Raw genomic sequence first — 19,348 nt, 5'->3', positions numbered from 1 at the left:
AGCCGCGCTTCGATGGAGCGCGGCTTTTTTAATGTCTGTTAACGATCGATTAACCATAATGCTGTCTTCTGCGCTCAACGAGACGGCGGGTTAACCAAATTTAAGAACCGGTTAACAGGCATGAGGCTGGTCCCCGTTCCCGGTAGCTTTCCGGAATGTCCCTTTTTTCCACCTGCCAATAAGGGGCAATCATTTCATGACCAGCATTTTGACGAACGTCGCGGCGATGGCCGCCCTTCAAACACTCCGCGGCATCAACGACAGCCTCGAGGATACGCAGAACCGCGTGTCGTCGGGTTACCGCGTCGAAAAGGCGTCCGACAACGCCGCCTACTGGTCGATCGCAACGACCATGCGTTCGGACAACAAGGCGCTTTCCGCCGTTTCCGACGCTCTCGGCCTCGGCGCTGCCAAGGTCGACACCGCTTACTCCGCCATGTCCAGTGCCATCGACGTCATCAGCGAAATCAAGGCGAAGATCGTCGCCGCGACCGAAAACGGTGTCGACAAGACCAAGGTCCAGGAAGAAATCGGCCAGCTGCAGCAGCAGCTGCTCAGCATCGCCCAGTCGGCTTCCTTCTCCGGTGAAAACTGGGTTGCCGGCGCTGACGGCACCAAGAGCGTCGTTTCCACCTTCGTCCGCGACGGCAACGGCAACGTCTCGGTCAAGACGACGGACTACCTTCTGGACACGAGCTCGGTCGGCAACGTTCTCTTCGGCATGGACTCGGTTGGGGCCATCGAGACGAGTTCCGGCATTATCGGCACATCATATGGGACGATCGGTTCGATCTACTCGATGGACATCAGCAGCTTCGGTCAGGCTGATATCTCCATGGCCCTGACGTCGATCGAGGCCGGCCTGAATGCGATGACCAAGGCTGCATCGCAGCTCGGCTCGATTTCCACCCGCATCGATCTGCAGGAAAACTTCGTCGGAGCGCTCAGTGATTCGATCGACTCAGGCGTCGGCCGCCTCGTCGATGCCGACATGGAAGAGGAATCGAGTAAGCTGACGGCGTTGCAAACCCAGCAGCAGCTGGCCATCCAGTCGCTGTCGATCGCCAACTCCAGCGCTCAGAACATCCTCACGCTGTTCCGCAGCTAAGCCAGGCGCTGAAGCTGGACCGAATCTTGCGGCACCGTCTGGCCGCAAGCGGAAAACCTCCCGGACCGCGCTCGAAAGAGCGCGGTTCTTTCATTTATATCAATGAGTTAATGAGAGTCGCGATCGGCGATCCGCGCTCGCCGCTGCGCTCTTGCCGAACAGGTTGATATCGAGTTACCTTTGCCTCGAGTTGATTTGCTTTTGCGACACACGGCGGAAACCCTGCCGTAGGCATGACGCCACTTCAGTCGCCGCCGGCAATCCGGCCTGCCCTTTCACCTTAATCCGAGACCTGTCGATGACCGTTAAGATTACCAGCGCGGCCGCGGTGAATGCGCTTGCGGTGCTGCGCAGCATCAACAAAGAAGCCAGCCAGACCCAGCAGCAAGTGTCCTCGGGATATCGTATCGAGACGGCCGCCGACGATGCGTCCTACTGGTCGGTCGCGACCGTCATGCGCTCGGACAGCACCAATCTCGGAACGATCGGAGATGCGCTCGGTCTCGGCGCTGCAAAGGTCGATGCAACCTACACGTCGATGACCTCGGCGATCGATCTCGTCAGCCAGATTCGCGCCAAGCTGGTTTCGGCAAGAGAGCCTGGTGCCGACAAGGACAAGATCAACGCTGAGATCAGCGAATACAAGCAACAGCTGCAGACCGTCGTCGAATCGACGTCGTTTGCCGGTGAGAACTGGCTGCTGAACGGCGATTCCGCCGCGCCGCCGACGTGGTCGGTCATCTCGGGCTTCGTGCGCGCGCCGACCGGCGAATATCAGGCCCAGAGCATCGATTTCCCATCGTCGCAGACCATCCTCATCGACAAGAACGATGCGAGCGGCGGTCTGTTCACCAAGGCGGTCGATGCCAACGCGATCAATAACACCGGTGCGACGCCGCGCAATTATTACCTGCTGAACGCAAACTCGACCACGCCGGCGACGGGTACGGAGGTTGCGATCGACAAGAACACGACCGATGCGCAACTCACCGACATGCTCGATGTGACCGACTCGCTGCTCTCCTCGCTGACGACGACGGCCGCATCCATCGGCGTGATGAAGACGCGTATCGACGATCAGATAGATTACACCGCCGATCTCTCCGATTCGATCGACAAGAGCGTCGGCGCGCTGGTTGATACTGACATGGACGAGGCTTCGATCCGGCAGAAGGCGATCGAAACCCAGAAGCAGATGGCCGTCGAAGCGATCTCGATCCTCAACACGGCTTCGAGCAAGATTCTGATCTTGCTTGAATAAAGCCGGGCGCGATCGCGGATGGCGGCGCCATTCATCCTCGCGCAAGTTTGACTTCCTAGTTTCCGGCATAGGGCATCGTCCGAATCCGTGCCGGAGCAAGGTCAAGCCCTTGCCCGCTTCGAAGCGGGCATGCCGGCGCGCAAGGTCATTTTGAGCGGAGCGAGTATGCTGCCGCCTCCCGAATGGGATGGGTTTTTATGAGCATTACGCTTTCCCGGTATTTGAAGGATTTCGGTGAACCGGAACCGTCGGCGCCGATCATCGACATGGATGATTTCGCCAGCGATGGTTTCGCCGAAATGCCGAGCGAACCGGCGATCGACGTCGAGGCGGAGCGCCGCGATGCCTATGCGGAGGGTCATGCCGCAGCGACGGCTGATGTGACCGAGAAATACCAACGGGAGGCGCGGACGCTGGCTGAGACCCATGCGCGCCAGCTCGAGGAATTGAAGCTTCGCTACGAAGTCGAGGCGGCGGCCATCATTGCCTCCCGCATCCGCGATATCGCCGAAGAGGTCGCGCAGATGGTCAGCACAGCCGCCGCCATGGCCATCGCCCCGGTCATGACGGAAGCGCTCGCCGCCCGGGCTGCCGAAAACCTCGCGGTCCTGCTGCGCGACGCGATCCTTGAAGGCGCGGCCGGACCGATCGTCGTCAGGGGACCGGCCCGGCTCTTCGAGGTGTTGAAGGCCGAACTCGGCGAGCATGCCGAGGCGGTTCGCTACTTTGAGACCGACGATATCGATCTCGCCGTCGAAATCGGTGAATCCGTCATCGTCACCCGTATGTCCGCCTGGGCGGCCAGCTTGAAGAAAGTTCTCGAATGAGCGAAGGCGAAAACCATCACCACGGCAAGAACGAGATCATCATCGTCAAGCGGCATGGCGGCGGGGATCACGACGGCGCCCATGGCGGTGCGTGGAAAATTGCCTATGCCGACTTCATGACGGCGATGATGGCGTTCTTCCTGGTCATGTGGCTGGTCAATGCCGCCAACGAGGAGACCAAGGCCTCGGTCGCGACCTATTTCAATCCGATCAAGCTCTCCGACGAAAAGCCGACCGAGAAGGGACTGAAGAAGCCCGTCGACAATGCCGAGGGCGAGGAGAAGCAGGAGAAGTCGAAGCAGAAGGAAGAAAATCCGAACGACGGCAAGGCCTCGGCGGATGGTGACGATCAGACCTCGACATCAGGCGACCAAACCAATTATTCCGAGGCCGATTTCTTTGAGAATCCTTATTCGGTTCTCGCCGAGATCGCCCAGGAAGTCGGCCAGCAGGCCAATGTCAGCGCCAAGGGCGATGGCGGCGCCGCCGATTCCGGCCCGGCCACCGGCGCCGACGGCGGCGAGGCCTATCGTGATCCCTTCGATCCGGATTTCTGGACGAAGCAGGTCGAGGTCACGACAGCCGGCAAGTCCGCGCCTCCGGGCAAGAGCGACCAGCAGGCGGCCGAGAGCGGCACGACCGAGATCGCCAAGGTCGAGGATATGAAGCCGGTACCGCTGACCACCGATCAGAAGGCCGCCCAAGAAGCCAAGGATACCAAGGAAATAAAGGGCGCGGCCGAGGCCAAGGACGGCAAGGCGCCGGATGACAAGAAGGCCGCCGGCAAGAAGGCCGAGGACAAGAAGGTCGAAGCGCAAAAGGACGCCGAGCATCTGAAGGATACCGATAAGAGCGCTGATGAGACCGAGCAGCAGCAGAAGAAGGACGCCGAGCAGCTGCAGGCTGAGATCGCCCAGCAGATCGGCGGCGTTGCCGGAAAGCTTGCCGAAGGTCTGACCGTGACCGCGTCCGAAGGCGGATTGCTGGTCAGCATCTCCGATCAGAGCGACGATTCGATGTTCAATGTCGGTTCCGCGGTTCCGCGCCAGGAGATGGTGCTCGCCATGCAAAAGATCGGTGCGATCCTGAAGGAGAGGGGTGGCGCCGTCGCCATCCGCGGCCACACGGACGGGCGCCAGTATAAGGGCGCGCAGAACGAGAACTGGCGGCTTTCGATGGACCGCGCCCAGAGCGCCTACTACATGCTGGTGCGCGGCGGGCTCGACGAGAAGCGCATCTCCCAGGTCTCCGGCTTTGCCGACCGTCGGCTGAAGTTGCCGGCCGACCCGTTCAACGCGACCAACCGCCGGATCGAGATTCTGGTGCAGGCGGATGAGGGATAGTCGGATGGCGCGTCGGCAGCATCGCTATATCGGATGTGTGGCGCTCGGCCTGGCGATGCTTTCGCCGGCCGCGGGCAGGGCACAGGATCCGGACGATCTTGCGCCGTACAAGATGCTGCGGTCGCTGCAATTCGTGCAGGATTCCGTCGTCGCCGGCGATCATTCGGCCGGTGAGATGCAGCGCTTCATGCTGGGCACGATCGACGAGCGGCTGCGCACCGTCGACACTACGGTCTTCGATGACGACCGCAATGTCGACGCCGCGCTGATCTACGCGATGAGCGGCGGCAATCCGCAGACGCTCGAGTATCTGATCGCCCACGACGTCAACGGCTATTTCGACAACCGCGTCACCGATGTGCTCAGAAAATATCTGAGCGGCAAGGGGCTGCTCGTCGCCAAGACGCTGGAGGAGACGGCCAGGGAATACCGCGACAAGAAGATCGGGCCTTATCTTGCGCTGATCGGCGGCAACGTGCTGATCGCGACGAAACCGGCAGAGGCGATGGATCTCTACGACCAGGCCCGCCTTGCCGCACCCGGTACGATCGTCGAGGAAGCAGCGTTGCGCCGCTCCGTCGCCATCTGCGTCGACAAGGGGATGCTCGACAGGGGGATGGCCTATTCGCAGCGCTATATCAGACGCTTTCTGCATTCGCCCTATGCCAGTCAGTTCGCCGATCTTTTCGTCACGCTCGTCGTCGGCCACGATCACGACGTGAAACCGCAGGATGTCATCGACATCCTCTCCTTCATGGACGCGCCGCGCCAGCGCGAGGTCTATCTGCGCATCGCCCGGGCCGCCGCGATATCAGGCAAGCCGGAGCTGGCGCATATGGCGGTGGAGCGTGTGCAGTCGCTTGGCGCCGGCACCGACAATGCCTTCGGTCCGCTGGCGGATTTCTATGGCGGCATGGCCGGCCTTCCCACCGAGGATATCGACCGGGCGGCGAAGAATGTCAGCGGCATCGCAGGCGACGCGCTTTCGCCGCGCGATCAGGCGCTGCAGGAGGCGGCGCGATCGGTTGCCGACCAGATCCTGCGCGCTCCCGATCCGGCAAGCCTGACGCAAGCCTCGAATCCTAACACTGACCATCAAGAAATCAGTTCTGAAAAGGCTGTGGCTATAGTGCCGCAACCGGGAGCGCCAGGCGCGCTTCCCGAGCCTGTTCCGGGAGGTGTGGCATCGACTGGCCAGAGCCAGGGTACCGACCCCTCATTCAACGCATTTGTCACGACCAATCGGTCCAAGCTCGACGAGATCGACGGTCTTCTGGCGCAGGAAGGCAACGAACAATGATGGATATGAGCGTCTCGGGCGGAGCCGCCGGTGCGGAGTCCGCCGCCGTTGCGAAATCCGCGCGGCCGGCCGGAAAAGACGATGCCGCCGGCCAAAAAAACGGCTTCTCCGACGTGCTTGCCAAGGCAAGCGGCAATGCGGTCGGTGACGAGTCCGGCGATGCGCAGCCGGATCAGGGCGTCGTTGCCGACGGCAGTGCCGAGAAAGTGGCGCGGACGATCCGCGGCCGCAGCGGCGCAAAGCCGTTGATCGATCTCAGCGACGCCGCGCTGAAGGCGCAGGTGGACGTGCAGCCGGAGATCGCCAATGTTGAAAAACCCGCGACAAAGCCTGCAAAGGCCGAGGTCAAAATGCCGGCGGATCTCGCCTTCGGCAAGCTCGCCCCCAAGGACCGCTCGGCCGATGAGGTCGTTCAGGCAGCCAAAGGCGGCAAGCACGCCAAGGCCGACACACTGGAAACCGATACGGACAAGGATGGCGAGGATGATGACGGCGGCATTTCCGATGTCCTCGGCCTGCTGAAGCAGGAATCTGCCGACGGTGCGGTGGCTTTGCCGACGGTCGGCGCGCATCAGGCATCCGCCAAAGCCGATGAAGTCAAGCCCGCCGACAAGAAGATCGACGGTATCGAAGCCAAGACAGGCGGTCATGCGTCCGACGCCCTGGCAGCCGTCAGCGGCAACGTCGAAAGCGGTAAGGCGGATGTTCCCGGATCGGAGAATGCCGAAGCCGCCGATGGCAGGACGTTCAGGATCAGCCGTGCCGATGGCCGCGGCGTGTCGATGGATGTGCATCTCGGCACCGATCAGGCAGGGCCGAAGGATGGCGCGAAGAAGACCGATGTCGAAAACGTCTCGGTCCTCGAATCGCGGCGCTATATCGGCCTGATGCAGAATTCGAACTCCGCTGCCGTCACCGCCGCTCTCTCCGGCGATTCCGAATGGGCAAGCGCCATGCAGCCGAGCTCGGCGCTCTCAAACGCGGCGGAATGGACGAGCACCGGCAAGGTGGTCAATACGCTGAAGATCCAGATGAACCCGCTCGATCTCGGCCTGGTGACGGCAACCATGCGCCTGTCCGGCGACGCCCTGAACGTCGACCTCAAGGTCGAGACCGGAACGGCCTATCGTCAGATGAAGGAAGATCACGGCAAGATCCTTGAAGCTCTGCGCAGCCAGGGCTACGCCGTCGACAACGTCACCATCAGCATGGCGCCGGTCGAGCGTAGCGACGCCGGCAACCAGGCAGGCAGCCAGGCCTCCCAGCAGCAGTCGCTCCCCCAGCAGGGGCAGGGCGGCGAGGCGCGCGAACGCCACAATCAGACGGCACAGCGGACGGGCGGAGGCTTCAATGGCGCAGGTGAGACCGGTATTGAAAACGCTCGCACTGGCGGGGCTGGCAGCCGCGGCGCTGGCGGCGTTTACCTCTGAGGCATCAGCCTCCACCGGCGCCTGCGAACGCGAAATCCAGTCGGCAGCTGCCAAATACGGCATCCCGGTCGGCATCCTCTATTCGGTCGGTCTGACGGAGACCGGCCGCAAGGGCTCGCTCTATCCCTATGCCATGAACGTCGAAGGCAAGGCGATCTTTCCGCCCTCCGAGCAGGACGCGATGCGGCAGTTTGATGTCGCCCGCAGCAGCGGCGCCAAGCTTATCGATATCGGCTGCATGCAGATCAACCACTATTATCACGGCGAAAATTTTGCCTCGGCCGAGGATATGTTCGACCCGCATCGCAATGTGGAGTATGCGGCAAAATTCCTCCGCAACCTGCATGACCGTCACGAGACATGGACGATGGCGGTAGCCAGATACCATGCAGGGCCTAACAACGACCCCGCGCAAAAGCAATATGTCTGCCGCGTTATCGCCAATCTGGTCGCCACGGGCTACGGCAAGTGGACTCCCAATGCGAGTAACTTTTGTCGAAATTGATTCAACCAAAGATAGAAGTGGCGTATTGTGACGAAACTGTGTCACAATATGGCAGGAATCCGGCATGAATCCCCTGCGCAAGTCATAATTAAGAGACTGTTAACTTTTCCACGAATTTTTTGTGTGCATAAACAGCCGCACCCACTAGATATAGATCAAATCGCTACCCGGATCTTAATCAATTATTAGTTTCTGCCATTAACTTTAACGAGTTGTCGCCGATTCGCACGATTCGTACCCATAGATCATTGAAGTGCCACACTGATTCGGAGGCGGACGAATGATCGTCGTGGTTGATGAGCGTGAGCTCGTGAAAGATGGATATACATCTCTGTTCGGCCGTGAGGGCATTCCCTCCACCGGCTTTGATCCAACCGAATTCGGCGAGTGGGTACAGACCGCCGCCGATTCCGATATTGCGGCCGTCGAGGCTTTCCTGATCGGTCAGGGCCAGCGCAACTACGAACTGCCCCGGGCGATCCGGGATCGCTCGATGGCGCCGGTGATTGCGGTCAGCGACCAGCACTCGCTCGAAAACACCCTTGCGCTGTTCGATTGCGGCGTCGACGACGTGGTGCGCAAACCGGTGCATCCCCGCGAAATCCTCGCAAGGGCGGCTGCGATCCGGCGCCGGCTGAAGGCGATCGCCAATTACACCGAGATCGGCGGCATCCGCGTCTTCTCGGATGGCCGTGACCCCGAGATCAACGGTGAAGTCTTCGCGCTTCCCCGGCGCGAGCGCCGCATCCTCGAATATTTGATCGCCAATCGCGGTCGCCGGGTCACCAAGACCCAGATCTTCAACGCCATCTACGGTATCTTCGATGAAGAGGTCGAGGAAAACGTCGTCGAAAGCCACATCTCGAAGCTGCGCAAGAAGCTGCGCAAGAAGCTCGGTGTCGATCCGGTCGATTCCAAGCGCTTCCTTGGTTACTGCATTGATTGGGCCTGATTTTCTTGGCCGGGCGGCGGCGCCCGGCTGAACCTCGATATTGGCCTCGCAGCGTGCATGACAGACAGCTTCACGCAAGGCCCGACAAATACTCTCGAGCTTAACAGGTAAAAAGAGGTTTTCAGATGAGCATTTTCGGCAGCATGAAGACGGCGGTATCGGGAATGAATGCGCAGGCGAACCGCCTCAGCACCGTCTCCGATAATATCGCCAACGTTAACACGACCGGTTACAAGGCTGTGTCGACGAGCTTCTCGTCGCTGGTTCTGCCCTCCTCAGGCGGCAACTACAATTCCGGCGGCGTTCAGACCTCCGTCCGCCAGGCCGTCTCCGACCAGGGTGATATTTCCTACACCACCTCCAGCACCGACCTTGCGATCTCAGGCGACGGCTTCTTCATCGTCCAGGGTGCGGACGGCACGCCGGTCCTGACCCGCGCCGGAGACTTCCAGAAAGACGATGAAGGCAATCTCGTCAATGCCGCCGGCTTCCAGCTGATGGGTTACTCCTACGACTCCGGCTCTCCCGCCGTCGTCGTCAACGGCTTCGACGGTCTCGTTCCCGTCAATGTCAACCAGGAAGGGCTGACCGCCATTGCCTCGACATCAGGGATCTTCAAGGGCAACCTCGATTCCGGGGCGACTGTCGAGTCGACCGCGGCGAATCTTCCGAGCGCCAACGGCACCACCACGACAGCCAACACCAAGAAGTTCTCGATGGTCGCCTACGACACTCTCGGCAACAAGGTGATGTACGACTTCTACTTCACGAAGACGTCGGTCACAACGCCGCCGCCGGCAACCGGTACCGCCAGCACCTGGGAAGTTTCGATCTTCCGCAACGCCGATGCGGCGGTAGGCGGCACGACTTCCTTCCCCTACACCAGCGCGGACGTAGGCACGACCCAGCTCGATTTCGATGCCAACGGCAAAATAACCAACTCGACAGGCTCCGTTAACATCGTCGATCCGGTGACCGGCCAGACGATCGCCATGGACCTCTCCGGCTTCACGCAGCTCGGCGCCGCCTTTGCCGGCACCGGCACGCCCAATGGCCAGGCCGCAAGCCCGGTCAAGGACGTCACGATCGACGGCGACGGCATCGTCTACGCCAAGTACGAAGACGGCAGCACCAAGCCGCTCTACCGCATTCCGCTCGCCAACGTCGCGAGCCCGGATAAGCTGACCCTGATGAGCGGCAATGTCTACAGCGCCAACGGCCAGTCGGGCGTCACCGTCACCGGTTTCCCGCAGACCAACGGCCTCGGCACGATCAAGTCAGGCGCTCTCGAAGGTTCGAACGTCGACCTCGCCGGCGAACTCACAGAGATGATCGAGGCGCAGCGCAGCTATACCGCCAATTCCAAGGTGTTCCAGACGGGGTCCGACATCATGGACGTCCTCGTCAACCTCAAGAGATAAGCAGGGTAACGGGTAAGCCATGTCGCTCACGTCAGCACTGAATACCGCGCAGGGAATATTCAACAATACCGGCACACAGAGCAGTGTCGTATCGAACAATATTTCGAATGCCGGCAATAAAGATTACGTGCGCCGGCAGGCGATGCTCACCACGTCCCTGAATGGCGCACAGGTCGTCAAGATCGACCGGGCGCAGGAAGATGCCCTGCTGCGTCAATATCTGAAGTCGTCCTCTCAGGACAGCGCCCAGCAGACCCTGCTCAGCGGTATCGAGGATCTCAAGTCGATCGTGGGTGGCAACGATTACGAAACGTCGCCATCCACCTATCTCGGTGTTTTCCAGCAGAAGCTTCAGGCCTTCCGCACGACGCCGGGCAGCACCGTCGCGGCCCAGGGCGCCATCACCGCCGCCCAGGACGTCGCCAACTCGCTGAACAATTCCTCGCAATCCGTTCAGGACGTTCGCGCCAACGCCGACAAGCAGATCGCAACCGATGTCGATACGCTGAATACGCTGCTGAGCCAGTTCGAGAAGGCCAACAATGCGGTGAAGACCGCCACGGCCTCGGGTACGGATGCATCCGGCGCTCTCGATGAGCGCGAGAAGGCCCTCAAGCAGATTTCGCAGATCGTCGGCGTCAGCGCGACGACGCGCGACAACAACGACATGGTGCTGAGCACGTCCGACGGGACGATTCTCTTCGAAACCATCCCGCGTACGGTGACGTTCCAGGCGAAGGATGTCTACAACGCCACCATATCAGGCAATTCGGTCTATATCGACGGTGTCGCGCTTCCGCGTGGCAGCGGATCGACGGCGACGGGGCAGGGGAGCCTTCAGTCGCTCCTGCAGGTTCGTGACGAGATCGCTCCCAACTTCCAGAAGCAGCTCGATGAAATCGCCCGCGGTCTGGTCTCGCTCTTCAAGGAGCAGAGCATCTCGGGCACCCCGGCCTATGTGCCCGGTCTCTTCACCTGGAGCGGCAGCACGGTCGAGGCCGGCAGCAGCGCGGTTGCCGGCATGGCGTCGACCATCACCGTCAGCAGCACCGTCATCACCTCGCAGGGCGGCGACCCGATGCGCCTGCGCGATGGCGGCGTCAACGCCGACGGCGTCGTCAACAATCCCACCCACCTCAGCGGCTATACGACGGACCTCGATAGTCTTTACAATGCCTTGGGCTCCGACATGGATTTCGACCCGGCAACGGGAACGACGGTCGGTTTCGACACCACGACGGGCATCGATTCGAACGTCAGCATCATGGAATATGCCACGAATTCCCTCGGCTGGCTCGAGCAGTACCGCAGCAACGCCACGACGGCGGCGGAGAACACCTCGGCGGCTCTGTCGCGCTCCGACGAAGCCTATTCCAACGAGACCGGCGTCAACCTCGACGAGGAACTGACGCTGCTCCTCGACATCGAGCAGTCCTACAAGGCTGCGACCAAAATCCTGAACGCCGTTGACGAAATGTTGAAGTCACTGCTGGATATTGCGAGTTAAGCCATGAAGAGCTCATTTATTTCAAGTTCGGCCATTCAGAATGCGATGCGCTTGACCATTCGTCAGGGGCAGAACCAGATGACGAAGGCGACGATGGAAGCAACGACGGGAGTCTATGCGGATATCGGTGTCTCGCTTGGCGGCAATGCCGCGAGAAGCGTGGATTTCAGCCGCGAGGTCGACAGGATCGATTCGATCAAATCGAGCAATTCGCTGGTTACCGCGCGCATGGAATCCTCGCAACTCGGCCTTTCCAAGATGAAGGACGTCGGCGACGGTCTCGTTTCGAAGCTGACGGCGCTCCAGGGCAGCCACGATCCCGGCAGCATTACCGTCGCCATCCAGTCGGCGACCAGCGCGCTCTCCACGATGATGGACACGGCCAATACCATGGTGAACGGCGAATATCTGTTCTCCGGCATCAATACCGATGTGCAGCCGCTGACCGACAAGACGACCGCCACGAGCGCGGACATCGTCACGGCGCTGAACACCTATGCGACCGGCCTCGGCAAGCCGGTCAGCGATTTGACCGGCGCTGAAATGGAGACCTTCATAACGTCGACGGTCGAGCCGATGTTCAGCGAAGCGAACTGGACCGATGCGACGACCGGCTGGTCGCAGGCATCGAGCCAGAACATGACGAGCCGCATCAGCAACTCGGAAGTGATCGAATCCTCGACCAACGCCAATTCCGAAGGCATGCGCTACTTCGCGCTTGCCTCGGTCATGACCTCGGCGCTGCTCGGCCAGGGCCTCAGCAGCGATGCGATGAGCACAGTGTCCAAGCAGGCGATCAGCTACACGACGAAGGCGACCAGCGGCCTCGTGACGCAGGCAAGCCAGCTCGGCCTTTCCCAGGAGCGCGTCAAGAAGTCCAACGATGCCCTCGACGCCCAGTCTAATATCATCAAGAACAAGCTCGTCGATCTCCAGGGCGTCGACCCTTACGAAGCGTCGACCCTCGTCAAGACTTTGGAAACGCAGCTTGAAACAGCTTACACGATCGTTTCGAAGATCCAGCAGTTGAGTCTCGTAAATTACCTTTGATGATCAAAGGCGCGCAAAGAAGGATGCATGAATGTATCAGTTCTCATATGCCGAAGTCATGCAGGACTCGGTGGCCGACGCGAAAGAGCGGGAATGGCAGGTCCTTGACCGGTCCATAGACCTGCTGTCGTTGGCGCGCGAAAAGGAAAAATACGGCCGGGAAGCCATCGAAGCCCTGTTTTATACCCGCCGGGTGTGGATCAGCTTCATCGAGGATCTGAAACATCCCGACAATCAGCTGGAGATCGAGCTGAGGGCCAACCTCATCTCGATTGCGATCTGGATATTGAAGGAATGCGACAGGATACGAAAACGTCTGTCTAATAACTACCAGGGCATCATCGACGTTACCACCATCATCAGGGATGGACTTAAATGAAAAGTACACTTCGCATTTCTCTGAAAGCCGGAGAAAGAATCTTCATCAACGGCGCCGTCCTGCGCGTCGACCGCAAGGTCGCGCTGGAATTCCTGAATGATGTGACGTTCCTTCTCGAAAACCACGTCCTCCAGCCGGAAGGCGCCACGACGCCGCTGCGCCAGCTCTATTTCATCGCGCAGATGATCTTGATCAATCCCGAGGGCAAGGACCACTCGACGGCGATGTTCCGCAAGTCGATCACCATGCTGCTCACATGCTTCAAGAACGAGGAAATCCTCGCCGAACTGAAGCGCATCGATGCGCTCGTCTCGACCGGCCGCGCTTTCGACGCGCTGAAGGCGATCCGCGGCCTCTACGCGATCGAAGACAATATCCTCAATAACCACGAAATGCCGCCGACGATGGTCGAGCAGATTCGTAGGGAGATTGCGCCATGGCGGTAGATGCAACATCAAGCGTGAGCACGTCGACCTCGAGCTCGACGAGTTCGGCCAAGAAGAGTGCGACGCTTAATTATGACAATTTCCTTCAGCTGCTCATCGCGCAGATGAAGAATCAGGATCCGACCGATCCGATGGATGCCAGCGAACAGGTTGCGCAGCTTGCAACCTTCTCGCAGGTCGAGCAGACGATCCAGACCAACACCAAGCTGGACACGCTTCTGGCAAGCTCGAGCCTCACCCAGGCCGGCAGCTATGTCGGCAAATACATGGAAAGCGCCGACGGCACCGTCAAAGGCATCGTCGATTCCGTCAAAGTTTATTCCGACGGCATCATTGCGACGACCAAGGATGGCGGTAAGATACTCGTGCAGGCGGGAATCACTGTTGCTAACCAGGCGCCGACCACCACGACGACCACCGATAGCAGCGATACCTGATACCACGGCGCCGACGCGTCGGGTGATACCAATCAACAGCGGCCCGGCCACGGCGGGGCTGCTTCGAGGCGATATGAGGTTGCCTTTCGATGAATGAAGCTGATGCATTGGATCTGTTCCAGGCGGCGATCTGGACCGTGCTGATTGCCTCCGGTCCCGCCGTCCTCGCTGCGATGGTGGTGGGTCTCGTCATCGCCTTGATCCAGGCGCTGACCCAGGTGCAGGAAGCGACACTAACCTTCGTGCCGAAGATCGTCGCCGTGCTGGTCGTGGTCGGCGTTACCGCGCCTTTCGTCGGCTCGCAGATCTCGATTTTCACCAATCTGGTCTTCTCGCGCATCCAGTCCGGCTTCTGAGCCACCTTCGCGCAAGCTTCGCCATTTAATTCTCGATCCGAATTGGCGGACCTCATGTCCGCTCCTCTCATGAAGAGACGGAATCGTTATGGCGCAACCACCTGCATTACCCCTTCCGAAAGTTGTCCCGAGTCTCCGCGATGTCGGTTTCGCCCTCGGCATCATCGGCATCATCTGCATTCTCTTCCTGCCGATCCCGCCATTCCTGATCGATATGGGACTGGCCTTCTCGATCGCCTTCTCGGTGCTGATCCTGATGGTTGCGCTGTGGATCCAGAAGCCGCTCGATTTCTCGTCTTTCCCGACCATTCTGCTGATCGCGACGATGACCCGGCTGGCGCTGAACATCGCGACGACGCGCGTTATCCTGTCCCACGGCAATGAAGGTCACGACGCGGCCGGCGGCGTCATTGCCGGCTTTGCAAGCCTTGTCATGTCCGGCGACTTCGTCATCGGTCTGATCGTCTTCCTGATCCTCATCACCATCAACTTCATCGTCATCACCAAGGGCGCCACGCGTATCGCCGAAGTCGGCGCGCGTTTCACTCTCGATGCCATCCCCGGCAAGCAGATGTCGATCGACGCCGATCTCTCGGCCGGCATCATCGACGAGAAGGAAGCCCAGCGCCGGCGCAGAGAGCTCGAAGAGGAAAGCTCCTTCTTCGGTGCGATGGACGGTGCCTCGAAATTCGTGCGCGGCGATGCTGTCGCCGGCCTCATCATCACCGCCATCAACGTCTTCGGCGGCATCATCATCGGCTACTTCCGCCACGGCATGCCGATCGGCGAAGCGGCCGACGTCTTCGTTAAGCTCTCCGTCGGCGACGGCCTCGTCTCGCAGATGCCGGCCCTCATCGTCTCGCTCGCCGCCGGCCTGCTCGTGTCGCGCGGCGGCACCACCGGCTCCACCGACCAGGCGGTCGTCAATCAGCTGAGTGGCTACCCCCGCGCGCTGTCCGTTTCCGCCGTGCTGATGTTCGTCCTGGCCTTGATGCCGGGCCTGCCCTTTATCCCCTTCGTGATCCTCGGCAGTCTTCTTGCCTTCGGCGCCTGGTTCATCCCGCGTCAGGTCGAGGCTGAAAACAAGCTTCGCCGCGAGCAAGAGGAAAAGAAGGTCGTCCAGAATAAGGAACTGGAAAAGGATTCGGTCAAGTCCGTGCTGCGTACCTCGGAGATCGAACTCGCGCTCGGCAAGATGGTTTCGACGCGTCTGCTCGGCGCTCACCAGGAACTCGCCTTCCGCGTCGGCAAGATGCGCAAGAAATTCGCCACGCAATACGGCTTCGTCGTGCCCGAGATCAAGGTGACGGACGATATCGCCATCGCCGAGAAGTCCTACCAGATCCGCATCCACGGCACGACGGTCGCCTCCAACCTCCTGCGCGTCGGCGAAGTCCTGGTCGTCACCGGCGCCGGCCGCCGGCCGAGCATTCCGGGCGACGAAATCCGCGAACCGGCTTTCGGCATGCCGGCCGTCTCGATCCTCGAAAACTTCGCCGACGATCTGAAGCGCGAGGGCTTCCAGCCGATCGACAACGTCTCCGTCGTGCTGACCCATATGAGCGAGGTCATCCGCAACAACCTGCCGCAGCTCCTGTCCTACAAGGACGTCAAGGTGCTGATCGACCGGCTCGACCCCGAATACAAGAAGCTCGCCGACGAGATCTGCTCGTCGCACATGTCCTATTCCGGTCTGCAGGCGGTGCTCAAGCTTCTGCTTGCCGAACGCGTCTCGATCCGCAACCTGCACCTCATTCTCGAAGCGGTGGCCGAGCTTGCCCCACATGTCAGGAAGACCGAGCAGATCGTCGAGCATGTCCGCATCCGCATGGCCCAGCAGCTTTGCGGCGACCTCGCCGACAACGGGGTGCTGCGTGTGCTGAGACTCGGCAGCAAATGGGATCTCGCCTTCCACCAGGCGCTGAAGCGCGACGCCAAGGGCGAGGTGATCGAATTCGACATCGATCCGCGCAGCCTCGAGGAGTTCAGCGAACAGGCCACCAAAGTTATCCGTGAGTTCATGGATCGCGGCCTGCCATTCGCCCTTGTCACGTCTCCGGAAACACGCTCCTATGTGCGCATGATCATCGAACGGCTGTTCGCCACGCTGCCGGTCCTGTCGCATGTCGAACTGGCCAAGGGCATCGAGATAAAGATTTTGGGCTCTATTTCATGATAACAGACCCGCAAGGGACCGTTCTCGCGCTGTTTCTGGTTTTCTGCCGGATCGGTGGCTGTGTGCTGGCTCTTCCGGGTTTTTCCTCGGCGCGCGTGCCCGACCAGCTGCGCGTCTTCATCGCCGGCGCGCTGTCGATCTCCGTCATGCCGCTGCTCTGGGACACGGTCTATCCGGCCGTCCACACCGGTTCCGGCACCTATATCGGCTTGATCTTCAGCGAATCGCTGATCGGCGTGATGTACGGCATGTTGGCGCGGATCTATACGCTCGGCATGCAGTTCGCCGCCTCGATCGTTGCCATGATGGTCGGCTACACCCAGCCGGGTTCCGCCGACATCATCGAAGACACGCCGGAAACCAGCCTTTCCGCCTTCATCACTTTTGCCGGCATCATGATCCTCTTCATGATGGATTTCCATCACATCGTCTTCCGAGCGCTGATCGATTCCTACACCACCATGCCCTTCGGCGGCCTGATGCAGATGCGCGCGACGCTGATCTCCTTTACCGACACGCTGGAGCAGACCACCTACATCATGCTGCGGCTGTCGAGCCCGTTTTTGATCTACGGCCTGATCTTCAACGTCTCGATCGGCTTCATCAACAAGCTGGCGCCGCAGATCCCCGTCTACTTCATCTCCACGCCCTATCTGCTGATGGGTGGGCTCTTCCTGATCTACTTCTCGATTGCGGCGATGGTCAGCCAGTTCAGCCAGTCCTTCGGCTCGATCTATATCGGGCGATGAGGCTGATATGATCGAAAAGAACCGCTCCCAGAAGCTCAAGCGACTGCTCGTGGTGCAGCGGCATATCGAAAGGATGGCCGAAAACGACCTGGCCGAAACCAGTCGCCAGCGCGTTGAGGTCAATGCTGCGATGGACGACGTCATCCTCGCGCTCGGCTCGATGGACCCGGTCCACCACGCCTTCTCGCAGAATTACGCCGATCGATTCGGCCGGCTTTCCATCAAGGACAAGCAGCTGACCGGCATGCAGGAGATCCACGAGATGCGGCTGGCGCGCGAGCGCGCCAAGGGCGATCGTTTCGAAGAGGGCATGAACGACGCCCTCGAGGCCGAGCGCCGTAAGGCCGATGACAATGCCGTCTACGATGTCATCGATCAGCAATTCGCAACGCCAGCCTCCAGCAAGCTTCAAAACCCATAGTCGTTACGATCTTAAATTAGAGGATTGTAACGTGGCTATTTCGCCCCCCAGTGATCTGGTCCTGGACGTTGTCAAAGCTGCCGACCCCATGGAGGTTCAGGCGGCCCAGGAGAAATTGAAGGCAAATCGTGCGGCCTTTGCCGCAACGAGCCTCGCCGAAAACGGCAAGGGCTTCTCCAATACGGTCGATGTTCTCGACCATGTCGGCCAGAAGAGCGGCCTCAACAACATCCAGAACCGCACCAAGGCCGAGGAAGTGCCGGAGAGCTACCGGAAATTCGAGGCCATGGTTCTGCAGAATTTCGTCAAGTCCATGCTGCCGAGCGAAAGCGAAGACGTCTACGGCAAGGGCGCGACCGGCGATATCTGGAAGGGCATGATGGCCGAACAGCTCGGCAACACCATGGCCAAGGGTGACGGCATCGGCATCGCCAAGCAGATGTACAGCGAGCAGCTGCGCCGCCAGGAAGGCAAAATCGTCAATGCCTCGACCGATGATCGTGACCGCAACACTGCGATCAGCATGATCGACGACTTCCAGCGCAAGACATTCGGCACGCCGACTGCCGACGCCAAGTCCGATGGAACAGGATGATTTCAGGCCCGTTCGGCCTGAAATCTGAATCCCGTTCTCAATGAAAGAGTTAGAGCATGCTGCGGTGCGTAAACCGCGCATAGTTTTCGGCATCATGCTTTAAGCGACGCATAACCGAGGGTACAATGGAAATAGTTTCGAACGAATACAGGATCAAATCCGTTCTCGGACGCCTCGAAATGATCATCGACAATGAGAACACCCGGATCGGCAGCGATCCCCAGTTCGATCTCAAGGTCTCCAATGCGCATAAGAGCCGCTGCCTCTACGAGCTGTCGATGCTTTTCCGCGACACCGATCCGGCCGAGCTTGCCGCTGCCCATCTCGATCAGCTGCACGGCCTGAAGAAGAAGCTGGTTCTCAATGCCCGCCGGGTCGAGGCGCATCTCGAAGCGGTTCGCGCTGTCGCCGACCTGCTGAAGAACGCCGTTCAGGACGCCGACGCCGACGGCACCTATTCCCAGGAACAATTCGCCTCGCGTGGTAACTGATGATCAAGCTCGTCCTCACCGGTGTCTGGGTTTGCGCCGTCACCTTGGCATCGGTCTATTTCTCGGTGTACCTGGCGACCGCGCCGGCGCCCGCGGCAACGGATTCCAAGCAGAGCGCGCTCGAACTGGTGAAGGGTGAAACGATCACGGTACCGATCATCGGCGACGGCGCGATCACCGGTTACTTCCTCGGCCGCGTTTCCTTCATGATGAACAAGGAAATGTTGAAGGGTGTGACGCTGCCGCTGGCCGAGATGACCACGGACGAGCTTTTCAGCCTGCTCGTCGGCAACAAGATGGTCGATATCGCCCACATCACATCCTTCGATCCGAAGGCCTTCCGCGAAGAGATCAAGAAGGGCATGAACGAGCGCCTCGGCGGCGAATATGTCGCCGACGTGATGCTGGAGCAGCTCGACTATCTCTCCAAGGAAGATGTCAAGGAAAGCTCCGCCGGCCAGCCGAAGAAGGTGGGCACACCCGTCAAGATCGTCGAGACCGCACCGGCCGGCGAAGCGCCGGCCCCGGCCGCCCACTAAAGACCGTCCAATCATCGACGACAAACGGCGCCGCAGGGCGCCGTTTGTCGTTGGC

The 19,348-nt window shown here is 60.2% G+C and carries 21 protein-coding genes; all 21 read left to right on the top strand.

Features of this window, described 5'->3' with window-relative positions; translation table 11 throughout:
• Positions 1-196 precede the first annotated feature (196 nt).
• Positions 197-1,108, top strand: a complete 912-nt coding sequence (locus tag CO667_RS19360; RefSeq protein WP_097619900.1) for a flagellin — start codon at positions 197-199, stop codon at positions 1,106-1,108.
• A gap of 298 nt (positions 1,109-1,406) precedes the next feature.
• Positions 1,407-2,369 carry a flagellin gene (locus CO667_RS19355; RefSeq protein WP_097619899.1) on the top strand — a complete coding sequence of 321 codons (963 nt, stop codon included), beginning with the start codon at positions 1,407-1,409 and terminating at the stop codon, positions 2,367-2,369.
• Between the two features lie 197 nt (positions 2,370-2,566).
• On the top strand, positions 2,567-3,196 hold the full coding sequence (locus CO667_RS19350; protein WP_097619898.1) for a hypothetical protein: 630 nt from the start codon (positions 2,567-2,569) through the stop codon (positions 3,194-3,196).
• A complete protein-coding gene (locus tag CO667_RS19345) occupies positions 3,193-4,539 on the top strand; it encodes a MotB family protein (RefSeq protein WP_097619897.1) in 1,347 nt (448 codons plus the stop codon). Before CO667_RS19350 ends, CO667_RS19345 begins: the two co-directional genes overlap by 4 nt.
• A 4-nt stretch (positions 4,540-4,543) precedes the next feature.
• Positions 4,544-5,839 (top strand): chemotaxis protein MotC, encoded by a 1,296-nt coding sequence (motC, locus tag CO667_RS19340; RefSeq protein WP_097619896.1) that lies wholly within the window; start codon positions 4,544-4,546, stop codon positions 5,837-5,839.
• A complete protein-coding gene (locus tag CO667_RS19335) occupies positions 5,836-7,269 on the top strand; it encodes a flagellar hook-length control protein FliK (RefSeq protein WP_097619895.1) in 1,434 nt (477 codons plus the stop codon). The genes motC and CO667_RS19335 overlap by 4 nt, the downstream gene beginning before the upstream one ends.
• Positions 7,211-7,774: a lytic transglycosylase domain-containing protein gene (locus tag CO667_RS19330; protein WP_097619894.1), complete on the top strand. Its 564-nt coding sequence runs from the start codon at positions 7,211-7,213 to the stop codon at positions 7,772-7,774. Before CO667_RS19335 ends, CO667_RS19330 begins: the two co-directional genes overlap by 59 nt.
• A gap of 280 nt (positions 7,775-8,054) precedes the next feature.
• Positions 8,055-8,726 carry a winged helix-turn-helix domain-containing protein gene (locus CO667_RS19325; RefSeq protein WP_003584277.1) on the top strand — a complete coding sequence of 224 codons (672 nt, stop codon included), beginning with the start codon at positions 8,055-8,057 and terminating at the stop codon, positions 8,724-8,726.
• Between the two features lie 125 nt (positions 8,727-8,851).
• Positions 8,852-10,147, top strand: coding sequence for a flagellar hook protein FlgE (locus tag CO667_RS19320; RefSeq protein WP_097619893.1), 1,296 nt, complete (start codon positions 8,852-8,854; stop codon positions 10,145-10,147).
• Positions 10,148-10,166: 19 nt separating this feature from the next.
• Positions 10,167-11,654 carry a flagellar hook-associated protein FlgK gene (gene flgK / locus CO667_RS19315; RefSeq protein WP_097619892.1) on the top strand — a complete coding sequence of 496 codons (1,488 nt, stop codon included), beginning with the start codon at positions 10,167-10,169 and terminating at the stop codon, positions 11,652-11,654.
• A gap of 3 nt (positions 11,655-11,657) precedes the next feature.
• Positions 11,658-12,704 carry a flagellar hook-associated family protein gene (locus CO667_RS19310; protein WP_097619891.1) on the top strand — a complete coding sequence of 349 codons (1,047 nt, stop codon included), beginning with the start codon at positions 11,658-11,660 and terminating at the stop codon, positions 12,702-12,704.
• 31 nt (positions 12,705-12,735) lie between these two features.
• Positions 12,736-13,083 (top strand): flagellar biosynthesis regulator FlaF, encoded by a 348-nt coding sequence (gene flaF, locus CO667_RS19305; RefSeq protein WP_012556615.1) that lies wholly within the window; start codon positions 12,736-12,738, stop codon positions 13,081-13,083.
• Positions 13,080-13,529, top strand: coding sequence for a flagellar biosynthesis repressor FlbT (gene flbT, locus CO667_RS19300; protein ID WP_003570292.1), 450 nt, complete (start codon positions 13,080-13,082; stop codon positions 13,527-13,529). The genes flaF and flbT overlap by 4 nt, the downstream gene beginning before the upstream one ends.
• Positions 13,520-13,966, top strand: coding sequence for a flagellar hook assembly protein FlgD (gene flgD / locus CO667_RS19295; RefSeq protein ID WP_097619890.1), 447 nt, complete (start codon positions 13,520-13,522; stop codon positions 13,964-13,966). Before flbT ends, flgD begins: the two co-directional genes overlap by 10 nt.
• Before the next feature lie 89 nt (positions 13,967-14,055).
• Complete coding sequence (gene fliQ / locus CO667_RS19290; RefSeq protein WP_003570287.1) at positions 14,056-14,322, top strand: flagellar biosynthesis protein FliQ; 267 nt, start codon at positions 14,056-14,058, stop codon at positions 14,320-14,322.
• Between the two features lie 88 nt (positions 14,323-14,410).
• Positions 14,411-16,498, top strand: a complete 2,088-nt coding sequence (flhA, locus tag CO667_RS19285; protein ID WP_097619889.1) for a flagellar biosynthesis protein FlhA — start codon at positions 14,411-14,413, stop codon at positions 16,496-16,498.
• A complete protein-coding gene (fliR, locus tag CO667_RS19280; protein ID WP_097619888.1) occupies positions 16,495-17,247 on the top strand; it encodes a flagellar biosynthetic protein FliR in 753 nt (250 codons plus the stop codon). Before flhA ends, fliR begins: the two co-directional genes overlap by 4 nt.
• 7 nt (positions 17,248-17,254) lie before the next feature.
• Positions 17,255-17,668: a hypothetical protein gene (locus CO667_RS19275; protein WP_097619887.1), complete on the top strand. Its 414-nt coding sequence runs from the start codon at positions 17,255-17,257 to the stop codon at positions 17,666-17,668.
• Between the two features lie 31 nt (positions 17,669-17,699).
• Entirely contained in the window at positions 17,700-18,263 is a 564-nt protein-coding gene (locus CO667_RS19270) for a rod-binding protein (protein ID WP_097619886.1), read from the top strand.
• Positions 18,264-18,388: 125 nt separating this feature from the next.
• Positions 18,389-18,754 (top strand): hypothetical protein, encoded by a 366-nt coding sequence (locus CO667_RS19265; protein ID WP_097619885.1) that lies wholly within the window; start codon positions 18,389-18,391, stop codon positions 18,752-18,754.
• Positions 18,754-19,293: a hypothetical protein gene (locus CO667_RS19260; protein WP_097619884.1), complete on the top strand. Its 540-nt coding sequence runs from the start codon at positions 18,754-18,756 to the stop codon at positions 19,291-19,293. Before CO667_RS19265 ends, CO667_RS19260 begins: the two co-directional genes overlap by 1 nt.
• Positions 19,294-19,348 lie beyond the last annotated feature (55 nt).

It is taken from the genome of Rhizobium sp. L43, from assembly GCF_002531725.1.
In the GTDB taxonomy this organism is placed as follows: Bacteria; Pseudomonadota; Alphaproteobacteria; order Rhizobiales; family Rhizobiaceae; genus Rhizobium.
This window is presented reverse-complemented; position numbering and strand designations above follow the sequence as displayed.

Excerpts from the sequence above, each read along its gene's own strand:
- CO667_RS19360 (WP_097619900.1), top strand. The coding sequence starts at position 197 with ATGACCAGCATTTTGACGAACGTCGCGGCGATGGCCGCCCTTCAAACA.
- CO667_RS19355 (WP_097619899.1), top strand. The coding sequence starts at position 1,407 with ATGACCGTTAAGATTACCAGCGCGGCCGCGGTGAATGCGCTTGCGGTG.
- CO667_RS19350 (WP_097619898.1), top strand. The coding sequence starts at position 2,567 with ATGAGCATTACGCTTTCCCGGTATTTGAAGGATTTCGGTGAACCGGAA.
- CO667_RS19345 (WP_097619897.1), top strand. The coding sequence starts at position 3,193 with ATGAGCGAAGGCGAAAACCATCACCACGGCAAGAACGAGATCATCATC.
- motC (WP_097619896.1), top strand. The coding sequence starts at position 4,544 with ATGGCGCGTCGGCAGCATCGCTATATCGGATGTGTGGCGCTCGGCCTG.
- CO667_RS19335 (WP_097619895.1), top strand. The coding sequence starts at position 5,836 with ATGATGGATATGAGCGTCTCGGGCGGAGCCGCCGGTGCGGAGTCCGCC.
- CO667_RS19325 (WP_003584277.1), top strand. The coding sequence starts at position 8,055 with ATGATCGTCGTGGTTGATGAGCGTGAGCTCGTGAAAGATGGATATACA.
- CO667_RS19320 (WP_097619893.1), top strand. The coding sequence starts at position 8,852 with ATGAGCATTTTCGGCAGCATGAAGACGGCGGTATCGGGAATGAATGCG.
- flgK (WP_097619892.1), top strand. The coding sequence starts at position 10,167 with ATGTCGCTCACGTCAGCACTGAATACCGCGCAGGGAATATTCAACAAT.
- CO667_RS19310 (WP_097619891.1), top strand. The coding sequence starts at position 11,658 with ATGAAGAGCTCATTTATTTCAAGTTCGGCCATTCAGAATGCGATGCGC.
- flaF (WP_012556615.1), top strand. The coding sequence starts at position 12,736 with ATGTATCAGTTCTCATATGCCGAAGTCATGCAGGACTCGGTGGCCGAC.
- flbT (WP_003570292.1), top strand. The coding sequence starts at position 13,080 with ATGAAAAGTACACTTCGCATTTCTCTGAAAGCCGGAGAAAGAATCTTC.
- flgD (WP_097619890.1), top strand. The coding sequence starts at position 13,520 with ATGGCGGTAGATGCAACATCAAGCGTGAGCACGTCGACCTCGAGCTCG.
- fliQ (WP_003570287.1), top strand. The coding sequence starts at position 14,056 with ATGAATGAAGCTGATGCATTGGATCTGTTCCAGGCGGCGATCTGGACC.
- flhA (WP_097619889.1), top strand. The coding sequence starts at position 14,411 with ATGGCGCAACCACCTGCATTACCCCTTCCGAAAGTTGTCCCGAGTCTC.
- fliR (WP_097619888.1), top strand. The coding sequence starts at position 16,495 with ATGATAACAGACCCGCAAGGGACCGTTCTCGCGCTGTTTCTGGTTTTC.
- CO667_RS19275 (WP_097619887.1), top strand. The coding sequence starts at position 17,255 with ATGATCGAAAAGAACCGCTCCCAGAAGCTCAAGCGACTGCTCGTGGTG.
- CO667_RS19265 (WP_097619885.1), top strand. The coding sequence starts at position 18,389 with ATGGAAATAGTTTCGAACGAATACAGGATCAAATCCGTTCTCGGACGC.
- CO667_RS19260 (WP_097619884.1), top strand. The coding sequence starts at position 18,754 with ATGATCAAGCTCGTCCTCACCGGTGTCTGGGTTTGCGCCGTCACCTTG.